At 50.3% G+C, this 16,958-nt stretch carries 14 protein-coding genes; 3 read left to right on the forward strand and 11 right to left on the reverse strand.

All coding sequences use genetic code 11. The annotated features are described in order from the left end of the window. Positions 1–75 precede the first annotated feature (75 nt). From GT575_RS09255 to GT575_RS09265, 3 genes are read right to left on the reverse strand one after another with little or no spacing between them, the layout of a single operon-like run. Positions 76–1,335, reverse strand: coding sequence for a sensor histidine kinase (locus GT575_RS09255; RefSeq protein ID WP_154314556.1), 1,260 nt, complete (start codon positions 1,333–1,335; stop codon positions 76–78). Continuing rightward, positions 1,332–2,021, reverse strand: a complete 690-nt coding sequence (locus tag GT575_RS09260) for a response regulator transcription factor (RefSeq protein ID WP_155203980.1) — start codon at positions 2,019–2,021, stop codon at positions 1,332–1,334. The genes GT575_RS09255 and GT575_RS09260 overlap by 4 nt, the downstream gene beginning before the upstream one ends. Then, a complete protein-coding gene (locus tag GT575_RS09265) occupies positions 2,018–2,200 on the reverse strand; it encodes a DNA-binding protein (RefSeq protein ID WP_154314554.1) in 183 nt (60 codons plus the stop codon). Before GT575_RS09265 ends, GT575_RS09260 begins: the two co-directional genes overlap by 4 nt. Positions 2,201–2,369: 169 nt before the next feature. Between GT575_RS09265 and GT575_RS09270 the strand changes: the two genes are divergently transcribed. Continuing rightward, a complete protein-coding gene (locus GT575_RS09270; RefSeq protein WP_154314553.1) occupies positions 2,370–2,726 on the forward strand; it encodes a helix-turn-helix transcriptional regulator in 357 nt (118 codons plus the stop codon). A 222-nt stretch (positions 2,727–2,948) separates the two neighbouring features. Here GT575_RS09270 and GT575_RS09280 read toward each other — a convergent pair whose 3' ends face one another. Then, positions 2,949–4,361: a relaxase/mobilization nuclease domain-containing protein gene (locus GT575_RS09280; protein WP_155203984.1), complete on the reverse strand. Its 1,413-nt coding sequence runs from the start codon at positions 4,359–4,361 to the stop codon at positions 2,949–2,951. Between the two features lie 121 nt (positions 4,362–4,482). Here GT575_RS09280 and GT575_RS09285 point away from each other — a divergent pair, with 121 nt between their 5' ends. Next, on the forward strand, positions 4,483–5,895 hold the full coding sequence (locus GT575_RS09285; RefSeq protein WP_155203986.1) for an ATP-binding protein: 1,413 nt from the start codon (positions 4,483–4,485) through the stop codon (positions 5,893–5,895). A 74-nt stretch (positions 5,896–5,969) separates the two neighbouring features. On the opposite strand, the gene GT575_RS09290 is transcribed toward GT575_RS09285, so the two are convergent. The 6 genes from GT575_RS09290 to GT575_RS15130 all read right to left on the reverse strand — a co-directional run bounded on the left by GT575_RS09290 (position 5,970) and on the right by GT575_RS15130 (position 15,881). Further along, positions 5,970–6,308, reverse strand: coding sequence for a CD1845 family protein (locus GT575_RS09290; RefSeq protein WP_155203988.1), 339 nt, complete (start codon positions 6,306–6,308; stop codon positions 5,970–5,972). Next, on the reverse strand, positions 6,257–6,568 hold the full coding sequence (locus GT575_RS09295) for a hypothetical protein (protein ID WP_155203990.1): 312 nt from the start codon (positions 6,566–6,568) through the stop codon (positions 6,257–6,259). The genes GT575_RS09290 and GT575_RS09295 overlap by 52 nt, the downstream gene beginning before the upstream one ends. Before the next feature lie 152 nt (positions 6,569–6,720). Further along, a complete protein-coding gene (locus tag GT575_RS09300; RefSeq protein ID WP_155203993.1) occupies positions 6,721–7,059 on the reverse strand; it encodes a plasmid mobilization protein in 339 nt (112 codons plus the stop codon). A gap of 2 nt (positions 7,060–7,061) precedes the next feature. Beyond that, positions 7,062–7,880, reverse strand: coding sequence for a DUF3849 domain-containing protein (locus tag GT575_RS09305; RefSeq protein WP_155203995.1), 819 nt, complete (start codon positions 7,878–7,880; stop codon positions 7,062–7,064). A 1-nt stretch (position 7,881) separates the two neighbouring features. After that, positions 7,882–14,040, reverse strand: coding sequence for an SNF2-related protein (locus tag GT575_RS09310; protein WP_442872224.1), 6,159 nt, complete (start codon positions 14,038–14,040; stop codon positions 7,882–7,884). 1,496 nt (positions 14,041–15,536) lie between these two features. After that, on the reverse strand, positions 15,537–15,881 hold the full coding sequence (locus tag GT575_RS15130; protein ID WP_430537804.1) for a TnpV protein: 345 nt from the start codon (positions 15,879–15,881) through the stop codon (positions 15,537–15,539). Here GT575_RS15130 and GT575_RS15135 point away from each other — a divergent pair. Continuing rightward, positions 15,880–16,647 carry a hypothetical protein gene (locus GT575_RS15135; protein WP_233447143.1) on the forward strand — a complete coding sequence of 256 codons (768 nt, stop codon included), beginning with the start codon at positions 15,880–15,882 and terminating at the stop codon, positions 16,645–16,647. The two genes, GT575_RS15130 and GT575_RS15135, sit on opposite strands and share 2 nt — an antisense overlap. Before the next feature lie 95 nt (positions 16,648–16,742). Here GT575_RS15135 and GT575_RS09315 read toward each other — a convergent pair whose 3' ends face one another. After that, a complete protein-coding gene (locus tag GT575_RS09315) occupies positions 16,743–16,958 on the reverse strand; it encodes a transposon-transfer assisting family protein (RefSeq protein WP_155203999.1) in 216 nt (71 codons plus the stop codon).

The raw sequence follows: 16,958 nt of genomic DNA on the forward strand, positions 1-16,958 counted from the left end.
AAAGAAGTATTACGGGAACCTTACAGAATAGCTTACCGTTGAATAACAAAAGGCCGGAATTTCTCCGGCCTCTTATCAGTTCCTAAATTGTAGAATAAATGTACTTCCTTTTTCCGGAACAGATTCGACACGGATCAAACCTCCCTGTCGTTCTAAAATCATTCGTGTCAGATATAACCCAACACCGCTGCCTTCCGTTTGCTTTACATAAGAATGATTGGAACGATAGAACCGCTGAAAAATTTTATTGTATTCATTCTGTGGAATACCAATCCCTTCATCCTTAATTTTCACGAGTGTATAAAAGTGTTGTTTTTCAATAGAAATCGTGATGTGGCTATTTCGAGGACTATACTTTACCGCATTATCCAAAACATTTATGACTGCTTCGCTTGTCCAATGCTTGTCTAAATGTAATGTAATATTTTCTGTTTCCTGCACGGAAATTTCGATGCTTTTTCTCCTTGCTTTTTCGTATACACCATTTACAGCATCCACCAATAGATCACTTAACAAAATGGATTCCTTAGTCAAAGAAATCATGGCTGTTTCCAACCGTGAAATATTCATAAGGCTTGCAATTAACTGTTCCAGTTTTTCCAACTGCGTTTCACTTCGTTTTAGAAATTCGGTCTTTTCATCCGCATCAGAGGCATCCAAATACATATAGAAGCAGGTTTTCAATGCAGCCATTGGTGTTTTTAACTGGTGAGAAATATCAGTCACAAGTGCTTTTGTGCTTTCTTTTTCCTCAGTAATCCGGGTGTTTTTCGTTACAATCTGATGTCCGAGTTGCTTTAAGCGATCACCAATTTGATTGCTCATAAAGTGAATACGGCCTTTTACGATTCTCTCTGTTCCATAGGCAAAAGAAAAATCCTCTGACAAATATTGTTCCAATATCAGCAATATTTCTTTATTGCTACTACGGATAGTGCTGTAAAAATAGAGAAGTGCGGCCGCAAGAAGTAAAAATGTGGTAACCAGAAAAAATCCTGTCCAATTTCTCCATGCAATCATGTAAGCGGCATACAGCGTGTTGTCTGCCAATAAATGTTCTTCGTCATATCCGTATTGCTTCAAAATCTGTTCGCCTTTTTCCTGCAAAGAGTTTGTAGGCTGACGCAATCCCAGAATGAAATCCTGCTCTACATCAGGATAATTTTCAAGTACCGCGCCACATATTTGTTGTACGGTTACCAATTCCTGTCTACCTGCTTCTTGCAACATATCATGTTCAATTTTAGGTAACACAATAATTTCTGCTATAAATATGCTAATTATAATAAGCAATACAATTTTTAGTAGTGTGAAAGTCCTGTTATTTAATGTCATTGCCTTTCACACTCCATTTCCCAGACGTACCCCAAGCCCCGTACATTCTTGATGTAGACAGGATTAGATGGATCAGGCTCAATCTTTTCTCTAAGGCGACGAATATTAACAGCAACAGCATTTTCATCAACATAATCCGTATTGGAATCCCATAAACGTTCCAGAAGTTGTTTTCTTGAAAGAATATGGTGGGGATGCTCAATAAAAGCCATCAATAGTTTCCAGTCTGTCGGTGTAATTGAAATTGCATTATCACCTTTCACAACACGCTTTTCATCTATATAAAATGTCAATTTGCCTGTTTGCACAATATTAGAAACAGCCTTTTCTGTTCGTTTCAGCATGGCACTTATTTTTGAGACAAGAACAGACATACTAAACGGCTTTGTCACATAATCATCAGCTCCCATTTCGTATCCTGTTATCACATCGACTTCTGTATCAAGAGCCGTGAGAAACAAAAATAGCACATCACTTCGCTGTCGAATATTAGCACATAAATCTAATCCACTACCGTCTGGTAAGCCTATATCGCAAATCACAAGATCAATCGTATTATCTTGAAATAGTTTCAATCCTTCAGAAACGCAAGCCGCAGAAAAAACTGCATAACCCTCCTTCTTGAGTTTGAGGCTTATACCACGGTTAAGATTTTCTTCATCTTCAATTAACAGTATATTTTTCATATTTTACCCTTTCCTTGTTTTGTTCTCATATCTACTGGCTTTTCGGCGTCCTTGGGGAGCAGCCAGACACCGGCCATTTTTACAGCGCCGGGAATACGACCACCGGCGCAATAATAGTTTATCTGTCGGACAGAAACGCCCCATTTTTCGCTTGTTTCTTTTAGAGTCATATAATCCATCTCTGTACCTCCTGCAATCTATTCTATTATATTTCTATTGCTCGAAGAAAACAAGCCTATAACCATGCTGTTAGAATAAAAATCGGTATAATCGTACTGGCAGACCGGAATGATAAGGTTATTCCTCAAATCAAACCGGAACGATACAATATTATTGAGGTGAACGATAATGCCGATTGATGATTTGACCGCCTTGGGCGATGCGCTCCGAGCAGCACGAAAAGAAAAAAATCTGACGCAGGAACAGCTGGCAGATGAATCCCATGTTTCTACCAAACAGATTGCCGATATAGAGAAAGCCAGGAGAAATCCTTCCTATCTGATCTTGAAAGCATTGGCAAAGGTGGTTCATCTTTCACTAGACTCGCTTATGTACCCGGATCTCTCGCCGGACGAAGCAGGACAAAATGAGATGAAGCTACTTTACATGAACTGTCCGCCAGAGATGCGTGAAACATTGTTGCACCACACTCGTGGATTTGCAGAGGAACTAAAGGAACTCGCCAAGAAACTTGAAGCAAAGTAGGCCAGTGAGCGAAATTTGAAGGTTTCGTCACTGGCTTATTTTATTTCTGCGGGAAAGAGGCAAGCAATGCCTGTGTTAATACACACAGGCCCGCAGAGAAGAAAATCCCTCCGTGATTTTCCTCTCTGCTTGCTTGTTGAGGGCAGCGCCCCCAAGCCCCTTTGAACACAGAATTTCATTCTGTGGCTGCGCGTTCTGCGAACGCTTTTGACCAGGACCAGCTTACCGCTGGCCGTGGTCTTTTTCTTTTTCAACATCCTGTTCTACCTCCATTTTCAGGACCCGATCCACATTGGCCTTTGCCGTTAAAAGCTCTCGCATTTCTTCACGGGAACGCCGGTACTCGGCATAGGTCTTTTTCTTTTCTTCCAGCAATTTCGCATACTCTGTCTGCAACTCTTTGACCTTGGGCAGCTTCTTGACGCCCATCTCATCAAAGGCATTCTTAGCAGCCTGGTGGAGCAGAATTTCTTTCTCATGTTCTTCCCTGAATTTCTTAGAGTAACCCGCCTTGCGGTATGCCACATAGACCTCACGGGTCTTGGCATAATTTACGATGTGAGTACGCAGAACAGCGATCTCTGCCATGCGCTTTTCAGCCGCTTTGATCTGCGCCGAAAGCTCATTGTGATGTGCCGTGGCAGCCGCAGCCTTTTCTTCCAAAACCGCATACTCCAGCAGGTTGTGCTCTGACAGGTAATTCATGGTCTGCGCCATCTGCTTGAGGTTGAACACCTTAGCCCATCGAGCATAGCCAGCGCCTTTTCCAGCCTGCAATTTTGCCTGAATGTCCACCAGCAGATTGACCTTCGGCGGCTCTGCCTGTCTGACTGTTTTCTTTCGCGGGGTATGTGCTTTCTTCCCTAAGAGAACTGCCCGCAAATCTTCCAATCCATATCCTTCGCCCAGACTGTCCATGCGGGCGGCTTTCTCCCAACCAGAGAGCTTCAGTCGATACGATTTTCCGCGCTTTGAGACTTCACAACCATACTCTTGCAACAGTTTCAGCAGTTCTTCAAAGTCAGCAGGACTTTGTGATAATGCGTTGTCAATTGCCACACGAAGCAGCTCTCGGTGAGAGGGCTTTGCCTGATCTCCCAACCACTTGTTATAGCTTTTTCCGTGAAGTTTCGGATTCTCTACAATGGACAGTCCGTTTTCAATGCAGATGGTATCACTTAACCGGCGAACCGCCTTGGTGCTGCCCCAAAAGTTTCGGAATTTCCGGTCATATTCTAAGCTGACCGATGACCAGATAATGTGATTATGAATGTGCGACTTGTCTATGTGGGTGCAGACCACAAAGGCATGATTGCCCTTGGTAAACCGCTTGGCAAATTCTACACCCAGACGGTTGGCTTCTTCCGGCGTGATTTCACCGGGTTTGAATGACTGGCGCACATGGTAAGCGATCACATCGTCCGCCCCGCGCACCCGCCCGGTGGCGGCGATATACTGCCGCTTCGCCAGAAGGAACTCTGCATCCGCAGTCCGGCTGTCACACGCATAGCCGGTAATGAGCTTGCCGTTATCTGTTTTCTGTGGATTTGCTACATAGTCGATGATGTCACTGATTGCCCGACTTTCTGTGCGACCCTTGCCAACATGAAGCGGCATGATTCTTGTAGTTGCCATAATAGAAGGCCCTCCTCTCATAAATATTTTTTCGCTGAACTCTTTGCTTCTATCGTTGCAATAACTTTCTCCGCTGGGTATAATAAAAAAGAACATTCTACAACCTCAAAGGAGGGATTTTATGATAGAACAGCTCATTGCCGAAGCAACGGAATGTGATTTCAAAGTTGCTCTCGAAACAAAAAAGCCAAAAAGCTGGTTAAAAAGTGTCAGTGCCTTTTCCAATGGGATCGGCGGCACTCTGTTTTTCGGAGTCTCTGATGACCGGGAGCCTATCGGCTTGTCCGATGTTCAAAAGGATGCTGAAGCGATCAGCCGCTTAATCAAAGAACGTATCACACCATTACCGCAGTTTATCTTAAAGCCATTGCAGGAAGATGGTAAAAACCTGTTGGCTCTGGAGGTTTCTCCTGGCCGCAGCACCCCATACTATTACAAGGCAGACGGAGTAATGGAAGCATACATCCGTGTTGGAAATGAAAGCGTAATTGCACCGGATTACATTGTGAATGAACTGATCTTAAAGGGAACCAATCAATCCTTTGACACCTTAACAACAGAAGCTGTGAAAAAGGATTACAGCTTCACACTCCTGGAGGCAACCTATCTGGAACGAACCGGCCTCCGCTTCGAGCCATCCGATTATGTCTCATTCGGTTTGGCTGACAAAAATGGGTTCCTGACCAATGCCGGAAAGCTCATGACCGATCAGCACACAGTTTATAACTCCCGTATGTTCTGTACCCGGTGGAATGGCTTGGAAAAAGGCTCTATCTTTGATGATGCGCTGGACGATAAGGAATACGAGGGGAATTTGATTTATTTACTGAAAAGCGGCAGTGAATTTATTCGCAATAATTCCAAAGTCCGTTTTGTCAAAGAAGCTCAGTATCGGGTAGACAAGCCGGATTATGCTGAACGAGCTGTAACAGAGGCTCTTGTCAACGCTCTCATCCATCGTGATTATATTGTGCTTGGCAGCGAAGTCCACATTGATATGTTTGATGATCGGGTGGAAATCACATCTCCGGGCGGTATGTTTGGCGGCGGCTCAATTCAGGAATACGATATTTACAGTATTCGTTCGATGCGACGAAACCCTGTGATCGCTGACCTGTTCCACCGCATGAAGTACATGGAACGCCGTGGAAGTGGTCTGCGCAAAATCGTCAGTGAAACTGAAAAGCTGCCTGGATACACAGAGGCATATAAGCCCGAATTTTCCTCAACAGCGACAGATTTCAGAGTCATCTTGAAAAATGTAAACTACAACTTAGAGGATGACACCCACCAAGTTATCCACCAAGTTACCCACCAAGATATTGAACTATCAACGGTGTCCAAACAGATTTTGGCTTTTTGCACAACACCAAAATCCAAGAAAGAGCTTGCAGTATTTTGCGGCTTCAAAGATTTAAGAAACTTCACTTTGAAGCATATCAATCCGCTTTTAGAATCCGGGCAATTAGAAATGACGATTCCCGATAAACCTAAAAGTCGCAATCAAAAATATATTACAGTTCGTTCCGAATAAACAGAGAAGCAGGGCATTGGGTCTCATCTCCCATTGTCCTGCTTCTTTTTCATTCCAAATTATATTCACATCATTTACCCATACACCCAATCCTGTATCGCAAATTTCAAACTCTGCACCTTTCCCAGCAGCCAGATCGCAGCCAGCGGCAGCCCCATCGGGCTAATCAAAAATGCCATAACCAGCAAAATCACACCATTCTGCGGGGAATAGGTAATCAGCACAGCCACGCCAAGCAGAGCAATTACCGTGCTTAGTAGACCAAGCACCAAACCGGATATGTAGATCAGCCCCGTGCAGAGCCAGACAAAAAGCGTCAACACCAAAATGACCGGTGCAGTTACGATCATCAGCAGGCATTTCAAAATCTTCCTTTCTGTTCCTCCTTCCAACGCTCCAGATACTGTTTGCATAGGGCATCCGCTTCTCTCTCATCATCTTCCGTCACTTCCCGTTTTCCTTTGGTCAGTTCAATCTCCAGATAAGTCCGGTAATCATCGGCTAAGAGGTCGAGCAGTTCCTTGGGAGTATGGCACACCTCGCCAGAGCAATAGTGAAAATCTTGGTCAAATTCAACTCTTACACATCCGTGACGGCTGATATAAACTTCGATGGTCTCGTCTGCGGCCAGGTAGTCCGCAAAAATCTCCAACACTTTTTCAAAGGTCAGCATCTGTTTTCCACTCCTTTGCTACACTTCTTATTCTATTCATATTATCCGGTACGGACAGGCAAAAGACAAGGATACCAGCAAAAAGAAAAAGCGGAGGGAGGTGCGGCGAAGAAACGCCGTTCCTCCCTCCGCAAACGGAGTATCTATCCCTGTTATGAAAGTTTAGAAAGCTGGGTAAGAATTTCCCTCACACCTTCCCATAACTGTTCCTGCCGCTGGGATATATCCTCCAAGTCAGCATCATAAACCCGCCCCGTCTCATGCACTTTGCGGGTCAGCTGATTCAAGTTGTTGCTGCTTCGGCGCATTAGGGAGACCAGCTCTTTCAGCTCCGGCAGATCCAGTTTGACCACATACCCATCCAGTGCCATTTTTCGCAGATAAGCACTCAAATTTTCTGTCCCGTATTGCTGCATCTTTTGATGGATCAGCTCCAGTTCCTCTGCGGACACCCAAAACAAAACCGGAACATCCCGCTTACGCTTTGCCATGGTTATCGTTCTGGCTCCCGTTTCTTCGGGGCGGCAGGCTTATGGGCAGGCAGTTCCTGCTTGAGCTTATCCCGTACAGAGGGGCGGGACGGTTGTATCTTTTCTCCCTGAGTACGGCTGCGCTGCTGTTCTTCTCGCACCAGATCAATAAAGCCATCCAGCACAGCAGGGTGGCTGTTCAGGACATAACCACAACGGACGGTTTCGGGATTATCGTTGGGAATGGTCTTGGCCCATTCCTTATTGCGTCGGGAGTAACGCCCATCCCAGTCCTGAAGCTGGACGGTGTTGGCAAGGACCAGCGCCACACGCTCCATGCCATAGGTCTCGATCACACCCTTTGCCGCATCGTGACTGAGATACATTCCGTCGAAGTGTTCCCGCACCGCCGCTTCAATGGACTCCTTGCATTGGAGATTTGCATTGTTGGAAACCCGGTACTGCTCCAGTTCCCTATGTTCTCTCGCATAGGCGGCAGAGTGGGGATAGACCGGTGTTGTTCGCAGTTCCTCTTTAGCTCTGCACACATCGTCGGCACGGTTCTCAATACTGTCCCGGATCACATCCATATAGCCGGTCTCCAGCTTTTCAAAATAGCGGTACACATCTTCCAGCGGCGAAGGAGATTCCAAAAGCGCCTGTACCTGAGCGTTGGTCAGCTCCAGTTCCTCCATCGCCATCACGATGTCCTCACGGATGGTGTACTCATAAGTGTGGTGCAGGATTTCTTCCGGAGGCTGGCTTTTCAGCCAGTCCCTGTATTTGTCCTGCTCAGCGGCCATCTTTTCATAAAGAGCCGTATTCAAATCGTTAGTATTCATGTTATCGCACCTCCTCATGCTGTTTTGGTTTCTTGTCGGTACTGCGGGGCGGCACCGGGCGTTTCAGATGATCCAGCACCGAAGGCCGTGTGCTTTTGGCAACAACAGCCTCGGCGTGTGCCTGTCCCTTTCCGTCGATGTTGAGCAAAGTATCCAGCTCCACCAGACGGGCGTTTTTGCTTCTCAGTTCTTCTTCATAAAGGAATGGCTTTCCGACTTCCTCCTTTGCCGCAGCCTGCTGCTGATAGAGGTTATCCAGCTGGGCCTTTGCCGCCTCTAGACGCTGAGGCATCTGGGCGAGGGCATTGTCGATACGGGTAAGATTTCCGCGAGGGTCTGTACCAAGGGTTGCCCGGTGGGTCATCTGTCCTTTTAGCAGGAGCGTATATTCCTGTTTCCAAGCGGAAAATTCCACAGACATGGCATAGCCCCGGTAGCTGCCGATCTGCACCGGATCGGAGGTTTTGACCTCCTTGCAGGCATCCAAAAGGGCAGCACCGGCGTTCTCCTTATCGGTCAGCAGATCTCCACGAATCTCCATACCGGCAAAGCCGTCCTCCGGGTGCGGGTGAGCTGCCAAAACCTCCAGGTCAGATTCAAAGCCTTTGATAAAGCCCTTGTGCTTTTCAATCTCCTCCGGGAAATATTTGAGCAACTGATCCTCCAAGCGGTACTGCTTACTCTGGTGGTCGGCTTTCATCAGCTTCAGGCGGGATACCTCCACATCCAGATCCATACGCTCTTTGATACGGGGGTCTCCGGCGCACAGAGCCTTGATCTCGGCAAAGGAAAGCGCCGTTTCATCCACATCATCGCAGGAGCGCACCGGCGATTTAGAAGTCATGATCTGGCTGATGAATTTCTGCTTATTCTCCACGGTCTGCCAGAGGTATGCGTCGAAAGTTCCCTCGGTCACATAGCGATACACATGGACAAGGGGATTCTGGTTGCCCTGGCGCTCGATACGGCCCTTGCGCTGGGCAAGGTCTCCCGGTCTCCACGGACAGTCCAGGTCATGAAGTGCCACCAGACGGTCCTGCACATTGGTGCCTGCGCCCATCTTGGCGGTGCTGCCCATAAGCACACGCACCTGACCGGTACGGACTTTGGAGAACAGCTCCTTTTTCCGCACCTCGGTATTGGCCTCATGGATAAAAGCGATCTGGTCGGCAGGCATTCCCTGAGCAATGAGTTTCTGACGAATATCGTCATACACCGTAAAGGCCGGTTCCTGCTCCGGCAGAGGTACAGCGCCTTCCAGTGCGTGAAGCAGTGGATTATCCAGCGTTTTCGCCGCCTTGCTTGCAGGAGCTTTTGCCTGCGGGGTAGAAATATCACAGAACACCAGCTGGGTTAATTTATCAGCCTCGCCATCCCGCCAGATCTGCATGATGTTCTCTACGCATTGATTGACCTTTGTTCCGGGTTCGTCCGGCAGCATCTGGTTGACGATCCTCTGGTCCAGCCCCAGTTTACGGCCATCCGAGGTAATCTTGAGCATATTGTCCTGGGACGGGTCAACGGTTCCGCTGTGTACCAGCGATGCGCGCTCCGAAAGGGCCTTGACCATTTCCTGCTGATGTTCGGTAGGCTGCGCCACGATGTTGTGGTATTCCACTTCCGGGGTAGGCAGATTCAGCTGGTCGGCAGTCTTAATGTCAGCCACTTCTTTGAACAGGTTCATCAGCTCCGGCAGGTTAAAGAACTTGCTGAATCTCGTTCTTGCCCGGTAGCCGGTTCCCTCCGGTGCCAGCTCCAATGCTGTGACGGTCTCCCCAAATCGGGAAGCCCAGCAGTCGAAGTGGGTCATGTTCAGTTCTTGCAGGCGTTCATATTGAAGATAACGCTGCATGGTGTAAAGCTCGGTCATGGAGTTGCTGACCGGTGTGCCGGTGGCAAAGATCACGCCACGGTTTCCGGTGATCTCATCCATATAGCGGCACTTGGCAAACATATCGGAGGATTTCTGCGCATCCGATGTGGAAAGACCAGCCACATTCCGCATTTTTGTGTATAAAAACAGGTTCTTGTAGTTGTGGGCCTCGTCCACAAACAAACGGTCCACCCCCAGCTGCTCGAAGGTTACTACATCGTCTTTTCGCCCCTCGGCTTGCAGCTTTTCCAGTCTGGCTTCCAGAGACTTTCTGGTACGCTCCAGCTGCTTGACGGTAAAACGCTCGCCGCCGCTGGCCTGCACCTCTGCGATGCCCTCGGTGATCTCGTCGATCTGCTCATAGAGAAGCCGTTCCTGACGCTCCCGGCTGATGGGGATACGCTCAAACTGGCTGTGTCCCATGATGATGGCGTCGTAGTCACCGGTCGCAATACGGGCGCAGAACTTTTTGCGGTTATGGGTCTCAAAGTCCTTTTTGGTGGTGACTAAGATGTTGGCAGAAGGATAGAGGCGCAGAAACTCCGACGCCCACTGCTCGGTCAGGTGGTTGGGAACCACAAAGAGAGATTTCTGGCACAAGCCCAGGCGTTTGGCTTCCATCGCAGCAGCTACCATCTCAAAAGTTTTGCCTGCGCCTACTTCATGTGCCAACAGGGTATTTCCTCCATACAGCACATGGGCGATAGCGCTTTTCTGGTGTTCCCGCAGGGTAATGGCCGGGTTCATGCCGCCAAAAGTGATATGGCTGCCATCATACTCGCGGGGACGGGTAGAGTTCATTTCTTCGTTGTACTGGCGCACCAGAGTCTGGCGGCGCTCCGGATCTCTCCAGATCCAGTCCTTAAAGGCTTCCCGGATAGCCTGCTGTTTTTGTGCAGCCAGGGTGGTCTCCTTGGCGTTCAGCACGCGGCGCTCTTTTCCGTCTGCGTCCTCTATGGTGTCATAGATACGGACATCCCGCAGGTTCAGGCTGTCCTCCAAAATCTTGTAGGCATTGGCACGGCTGGTTCCATAGGTGGTGTAAGCTGCTACATCGTTGTAGGATACGGAAGATTTCCCCTTGATCTGCCATTCAGCAGTAAAGGAGGAATAGTTGACCTCGATACTGCGCTGGAGATAAAACGGGGTGTTGAAGGTCTCGTACATAAACTGCTGGATGTACTCTTTGTCGATCCAGGTAGCGCCCAGACGCACCTCGATCTCCGACGCATCCAGGTCTTTGGGCTGGGCGGCGGTAAGGGCTTCCACATTGACTGCATAAACCTGGTCCTGCTGTGCCGCCCGCTGCGCCTGGCGCAGTTTGCGGCGTACATTGCCGGAAAGGTATTCATCAGCAGTCACATAATGGGGCGATCCGTCCTGCTCCAACTTTCCCGGTACACGAAAGATCACGCCTTGCAGTTCTCCGGCCAGTTCTTCTTTGGTTTTTCCGGTAAGCTGGCTCATATAGCCCATATCCACGCAGGCTTTTTCCGAGATAGACACCGCCAGTGCTTCGCTTGCCGTATCCACCACAGCCACCGCCTGATGGGGCTTGATGGTCCGTTTGGTGAACATATCCGCCTTGCGTTCCAGCTTTCCGTCCTCGTCGATGACTTCCAGCGCACAGAGCAGGTAATAGGAAGAATCATCTGCATAAGCCAGCCGGTTTGCACGGTCGTTGATGAGACCGTATTTGGCAGAAAAGCTGTCATAGAGCCGGTTCAGTTCCGCCTGTTTTTGGGTAATGGTGCTGTCTGGAACCGCTGCATCCATCTGAAGGTCGATCAGTTCCTGCACACAATCACGCAGTCCCACAAGACCTTTCACGCGGGCTTCGGCGGTGGCGTTGAGGTCAGGGCGCACCATGCGGCTGTTTTCCCGGTAGTACACCTGTCCGTCTACAATGGCATAGGAATAGTTCTTCACATTTGGGTCAGCAGGAATGGAGGTGTCAATGGTTTCGCCCTCGCCCAGCTCCGGCAGTTCTGCCTCCTGATAAGTGCCATGAATGTACTTCACAGCATCATGCAGCTGATCGGAAAGCTCCAGTCCCTCGATAGGGTTCACGGTGTAATCCATACCATGAGCGGTGCTTACCGGCTCCTGTCTGCCCAGCACCATTTCTGGGTGGTCGATAAAATACCGGTTGATGGCAAACCCATCCTCCGTTTGTCCGATCTGGGTCCATTCCGGCACGATGTCCAGCGGGCGGTCCCGCTTTTGGAGGAAGATGATGTCCGATACCACCTCGGCACCGGCATTCTTTTTGAACGCGTCATTCGGCAGACGGATCGCTCCCAGCAGCTCAGCACGCTGGGCAAGATAGCGGCGCACGGTGGAATCCTTGGCGTCCATAGTATAGCGGGAGGTTACAAAAGCTACCACTCCGCCGGGACGCACCTGGTCCAGTGCTTTGGCGAAAAAGTAGTTGTGAATACTGAAATTCAGCTTGTTGTAGGCTTTGTCATTGACCTGATACTGACCGAAAGGTACATTGCCGATGGCAAGGTCAAAGAAATCCCGCCTGTCGGTGGTCTCAAAGCCGCCTACTGTGATGTCCGCCTTGGGATAGAGCTGCTTTGCGATGCGCCCGGAAACCGGGTCCAGCTCCACGCCGTACAGACGGCTGTTTCTCATTTCCTCCGGCAGCATACCGAAGAAATTGCCCACACCCATAGATGGCTCCAAAATATTTCCGGTCTCAAATCCCATACGGCCCACCGCTTCATAGATGGCCTGAATGACCGTAGGGCTGGTGTAATGGGCGTTGAGGGTGGAGCTTCTGGCGGCGACATATTCCTCCGGGGTCAGCAGCTCTTTCAGCTGGGCATACTCGGAAGCCCATGCCGGTTTCTCCGGGTCAAAGGCATCAGAAAGACCGCCCCAGCCCACATAGCGGGATAGGACTTCCTGCTGTTCCGGGCTTGCCTGCTGTCCGGCAGCTTCCAGCTCTTTCAGCAAACGAATGGCATTGATATTTGCCTGGAACTTGGCTTTCGGACCGCCTTCACCCAAATGCTCATCGGTAATGCGGAAGTTCTGTGCATTGCGGCGCAGGTTGTCCTTGTATTCCTCATAGGAGGCTTCCTCGGTAGCTTTGGCATTGGGGAAGGTCTGCCACTGGCCGTTGACCTGAATGGAAACCGGGTGTTCATCCAGCACTTCCTCAAAGGTTTTCTCCGGCTCTGTTACAGGGGCTGGCGGCTCCGGCTCCTCAATATGCAACCGTTCCACCACCACATCATAAGGTAGATTGTTCTTATCGCCCGGATAGACGGCCACAGTCTCGGAATGGAAGGTCGGGGATTCGACAGCCGGTTCGGGGCGTTCCTGTCCAAAGCCATCCAGCTGACGGGCATACATCCCGCGCAGCAAAGGCGCAACCTCATCCCAGCGAAAATACAGCACAGCCAGACGCTTTTCCTCTGCGTCCAGGACTTCCAGCTCCATGCCCTGTGCCGTGGTACGGTAATCGGCAGTATCGCCGGTCTCCAGATTCAGCGTCTCGATCTCACCAGAATAGGCTCTGCTCAGCCAATAAGCGATCTCGCTGTTGCTCCTGCCGGATTGCAGCAGCGTGGAAACCTGTTTTTTATCTGCTTCATCCATAAGTCCATGGGTCAATACATCCCGCAGGTCCTGATCTGCCTTGTCCGGGTCAATAGGAAGAAACTCGGTATAGTAAGCATTGCGGCGGTCTGCCCGAATCAGCTGCTCGAACTGTTCTTTGCGCTCTGCCCGGTAGATGGGATATACCATGCCGGTGGGCAGAAGCTGCACGGTGTCCTCCCGCAGCTCGGTGATCTGATAGGCGTCATTCTCGATATACACGGTATCGCCCACAGCATAGACCGGGGCGGCAGGGTCATAGGAAGTCCTTTGCGGAGTCGGGCGGCGAACTGCATCATATTCCTCATCGGAAATGGAAACCTCGGAAGTCTGTTCTGTCTCGGCAGCTGCGATCTGCTCGGCATCCGACATCACCTGTTGGATAAACGGGTCATTGTCCAGTTTTTCCGGGTCTGCCACCTGTCCGTTGACGATCCCTCTTTCCTCCAGGGCTTCCCGGATGGCGATAGGGTCGATATTGTCAAAACGATCCTGTTCTTCTTCGGTATAGAACCGGTCCTCCTGAATCAGCTGGGCAAGCCTGCGCTGTACCTTCGGCCAGGGCAGCTGTGTTTCCTCCGGGCTTCCGGCACGGACAACGAACGGGCTGTTGCTGCCACCGTATTCCTGAGCCAGCCATGCAGCGGTATCCTTCTCTCTTGCATGGTCTTTCATATAACGGACGACAGCGTGTTTACTCTCGATATTGCCGTTCCATGCACAAAGGGCAGTATCAATATCTTCCTGAGAAAGAGGGCGCAGAAGCTCATGGAGCTTTGGATAGGTTTCGTCGATCACTTCCCGGTGCAGGCGCTGGCGGAACTCCGGCACATCCGAATAAAGGCGGATCAGCTCCATATCCTTAGAGCCAAGAACCGCACGGCGCACAGCGGCATTGCCCTCGATGACAGCATTTTCACGGTCGGAATGACCGCAGGCATTTCGATATGCCACATCCTCAGATATGGCGGCAGTCACCACAGGCTTATACTGCTCAAACTGCTCCCGAAGGGTAGGCTTTGGCGTTTCTTCCTCTATCTCCGGCTGCTGGGCTTGAATGGCATCTTCTTCTGCCAGATCCTTTTCAGCCTGGATCTTGTCATACTGCGCTTGTTCCTGTTCGGTAAGATAGCGGCCTTTCTGGACAAGTGAGGTAATGCGCTTGGAAACCTTTTCCCAGTTCAAGTGAACATCCGGGCAGTCCTGCTTTTTATAGTGCAGTCCTTTCCCATCGTGATCTTCGCCGCTGTGTGTTGCGCCGGACAGGGCATGAGAGCGTCCGCCAATGCCATACTCGTCTTTAAGGAATCCCACTTTTTCCTTATCCGTATGGTTTTCCATGAAGAACGCATAGATACGGCCTTTTCCTCCGGCAAAACTGCTGCCGCCGGTCATGGCGGTGTCGATCTCATCCTCTGTAATGAAATGCTGGACGGTTGGCACTTGGGAAAGGTCCGAAGAAAAAGTCCTGCGGGGCAGGTCAAGGTCTTTCAGGTTCTCCCAGATTTCCCTTGGCCTATGGTAATGAAAGCGCAACAGGTCACGGTCCTGCTGATAGGCAGTCCAGAAGGCGGCGTATTCTTCCTTGAGTGTCTGGCGGAAAGCCGGGTCATTCAACTGCTCCGTCAGGCGGTGGGTCTCCTCCGGGAACCCATTGCCTTTGATCTCTGACAGGCAGGACAAATATCCGGCTTCTCTGGCGTCCTCACTGAGATCGTGATATAGGTTCCAGAACTTTGTGGCAAGGAGGGAGCGTTCATAGCCTGCCGCTTCTGCAAGTTCCACATTGGAGGCAAACTGGCCGCTCTCCAAAAGCTCCCCGATACGCTCTGCGGCGCTCTCCCAGGAAACAACCTGAGCAGACCTGTCATAACGGACAGACTTCCCGTGGGAAAGATGGATACCATCCTCAGCATACCATGCGCTCACACTACCAAGGCCGTTGCCGCCGTGGTACAGCGTTTTCAGTATCTCGGCAATCTCAGCGGTGGTTTTCTGCTTTTCAAAGGCTGCAACCACACACTCCCTCTGGCGGTCTGTATTGCCGCCCAAACGCAGCACATGGTCAATGTCGTTTTGGGTAAAAGAAAAAGCAGAGGATGTATGCGCTACATTCTCTGCTTCATCTATGGATTGGATCTGTTCCGCTTCGGAGAGGAACAGGTTTAGGGTCAGCTGTTGATAAGCTCCGCCATCAGGATTTCCTCTGCCTGGGCTTTGCAGGTGTTCATCAGCCCCACCCACTTCATGGGATCGCTGGCTTTCAGTTCCTCGGTGGCTCCTGCTTCCTTCGCCAGCTGGGGTATCATCTGCTCCAGTCTGTTCTGGGCGGTCTCGTCGATCTCCAGAAGGTGCGGGTACAGCTTCTCGCTCAGCAACATCTGGTTGTAGAGGATGGGATGGTGTTCCTTCAGGTAGGTTTTCCTCATCCTGCCGTACTTGCCCAGAGGTTTCTCCGGCTGCTGGCTCAGCTTCAGGTCGGGAATCAGATAGTCTCCGTTCTGGATATAGGTCATGGGATTGTTCATCTTGTTTGCTCCTTTCTTGGTTGGCTTCGCGCTCTGCATTTCGGACGGTGACGCCGATCTGCCGCAACACCTGCTGGTTGATCTGGCTGACCGCTGTTCCCAGCGCCCCGATGGTGGACGGGGTGTTGAAATCAAAGATTGCCATGAAATCTTCGTGGTCGAAGTAGCGTTCTGGCTCCAGTCCGCAGCGGGACATCAAAGCGTAAGTGATGCTGACGGTGGCTGCTGCCTTGAACTGTACTCCGATGTTAAACTCATCATATTCCTCCAAAAAGGAACCGTCAACGATATAGAAGAAGTCTTGCTGATGCTCCGTCCAGTATTCCTCAGCCAGTTTTCCGGCTACCTCCGTGAGCTGTCCGGCGAGGTCATCACCGGAAACATCATAGGTGCGCTCAAGCATGGCCTGCACCGAATCCAAATAGCGCTCCTCCAGCTGCCACAGCCAGGGAGTGCAGGAATGTTCACGGGTTCCGGTGTCGGAAATGTCAAAGACATAGCGCAGGCGGGGCCTGTCCCCGGAATCGTCCACCAGAGCAATCCCTTTGGAACCGCGCCTTACATACCGGCCCATCTTTTCATTCCACAAATCGTACTCTGCACAGGCGGTAGCGTCCGGTCGCTGGGCGTAGATCATCAGCTGCTCATGGAACGGGTACTTGTAAAGGCGAGAAGCAGTGGTGAGAAACTCTGCCCATTCCTGCCAGCTCCCCGTGAGCTGTGTTGCCACCTTGTCCGCCATCTGTGCATATAGTTCAGCTTTGGTTGGCATGGTATTCTGTCCTCCTTTCAGTTTTGGGGTAAAAGGTGGGGTGGCAAATTGCCACCCCATCCCTGCGGTTATGCTGTTTACTGGTCAAAATCCGGGTACAACTCCAGCTGGGCAAAGTCCTCATCGGTCATCGCACAGAGCTTCATAAGGGCGCTGTCGGTCAGCTCACTCAGTTCCGTTTCCTCCGGTGATAGCTCGCCGCGCATCTCACGCAGGCTGGCGATCAATCCGGTGCGGCTACCGGTATTGTAAATGCACATCAGGTTCATTTCCTCAAAAGTAAAGTTTCCCAT

This window comes from Coprococcus sp. BIOML-A2, from assembly GCF_009875795.1.
In the GTDB taxonomy this organism is placed as follows: domain Bacteria; phylum Bacillota; class Clostridia; order Lachnospirales; family Lachnospiraceae; genus Coprococcus; species Coprococcus aceti.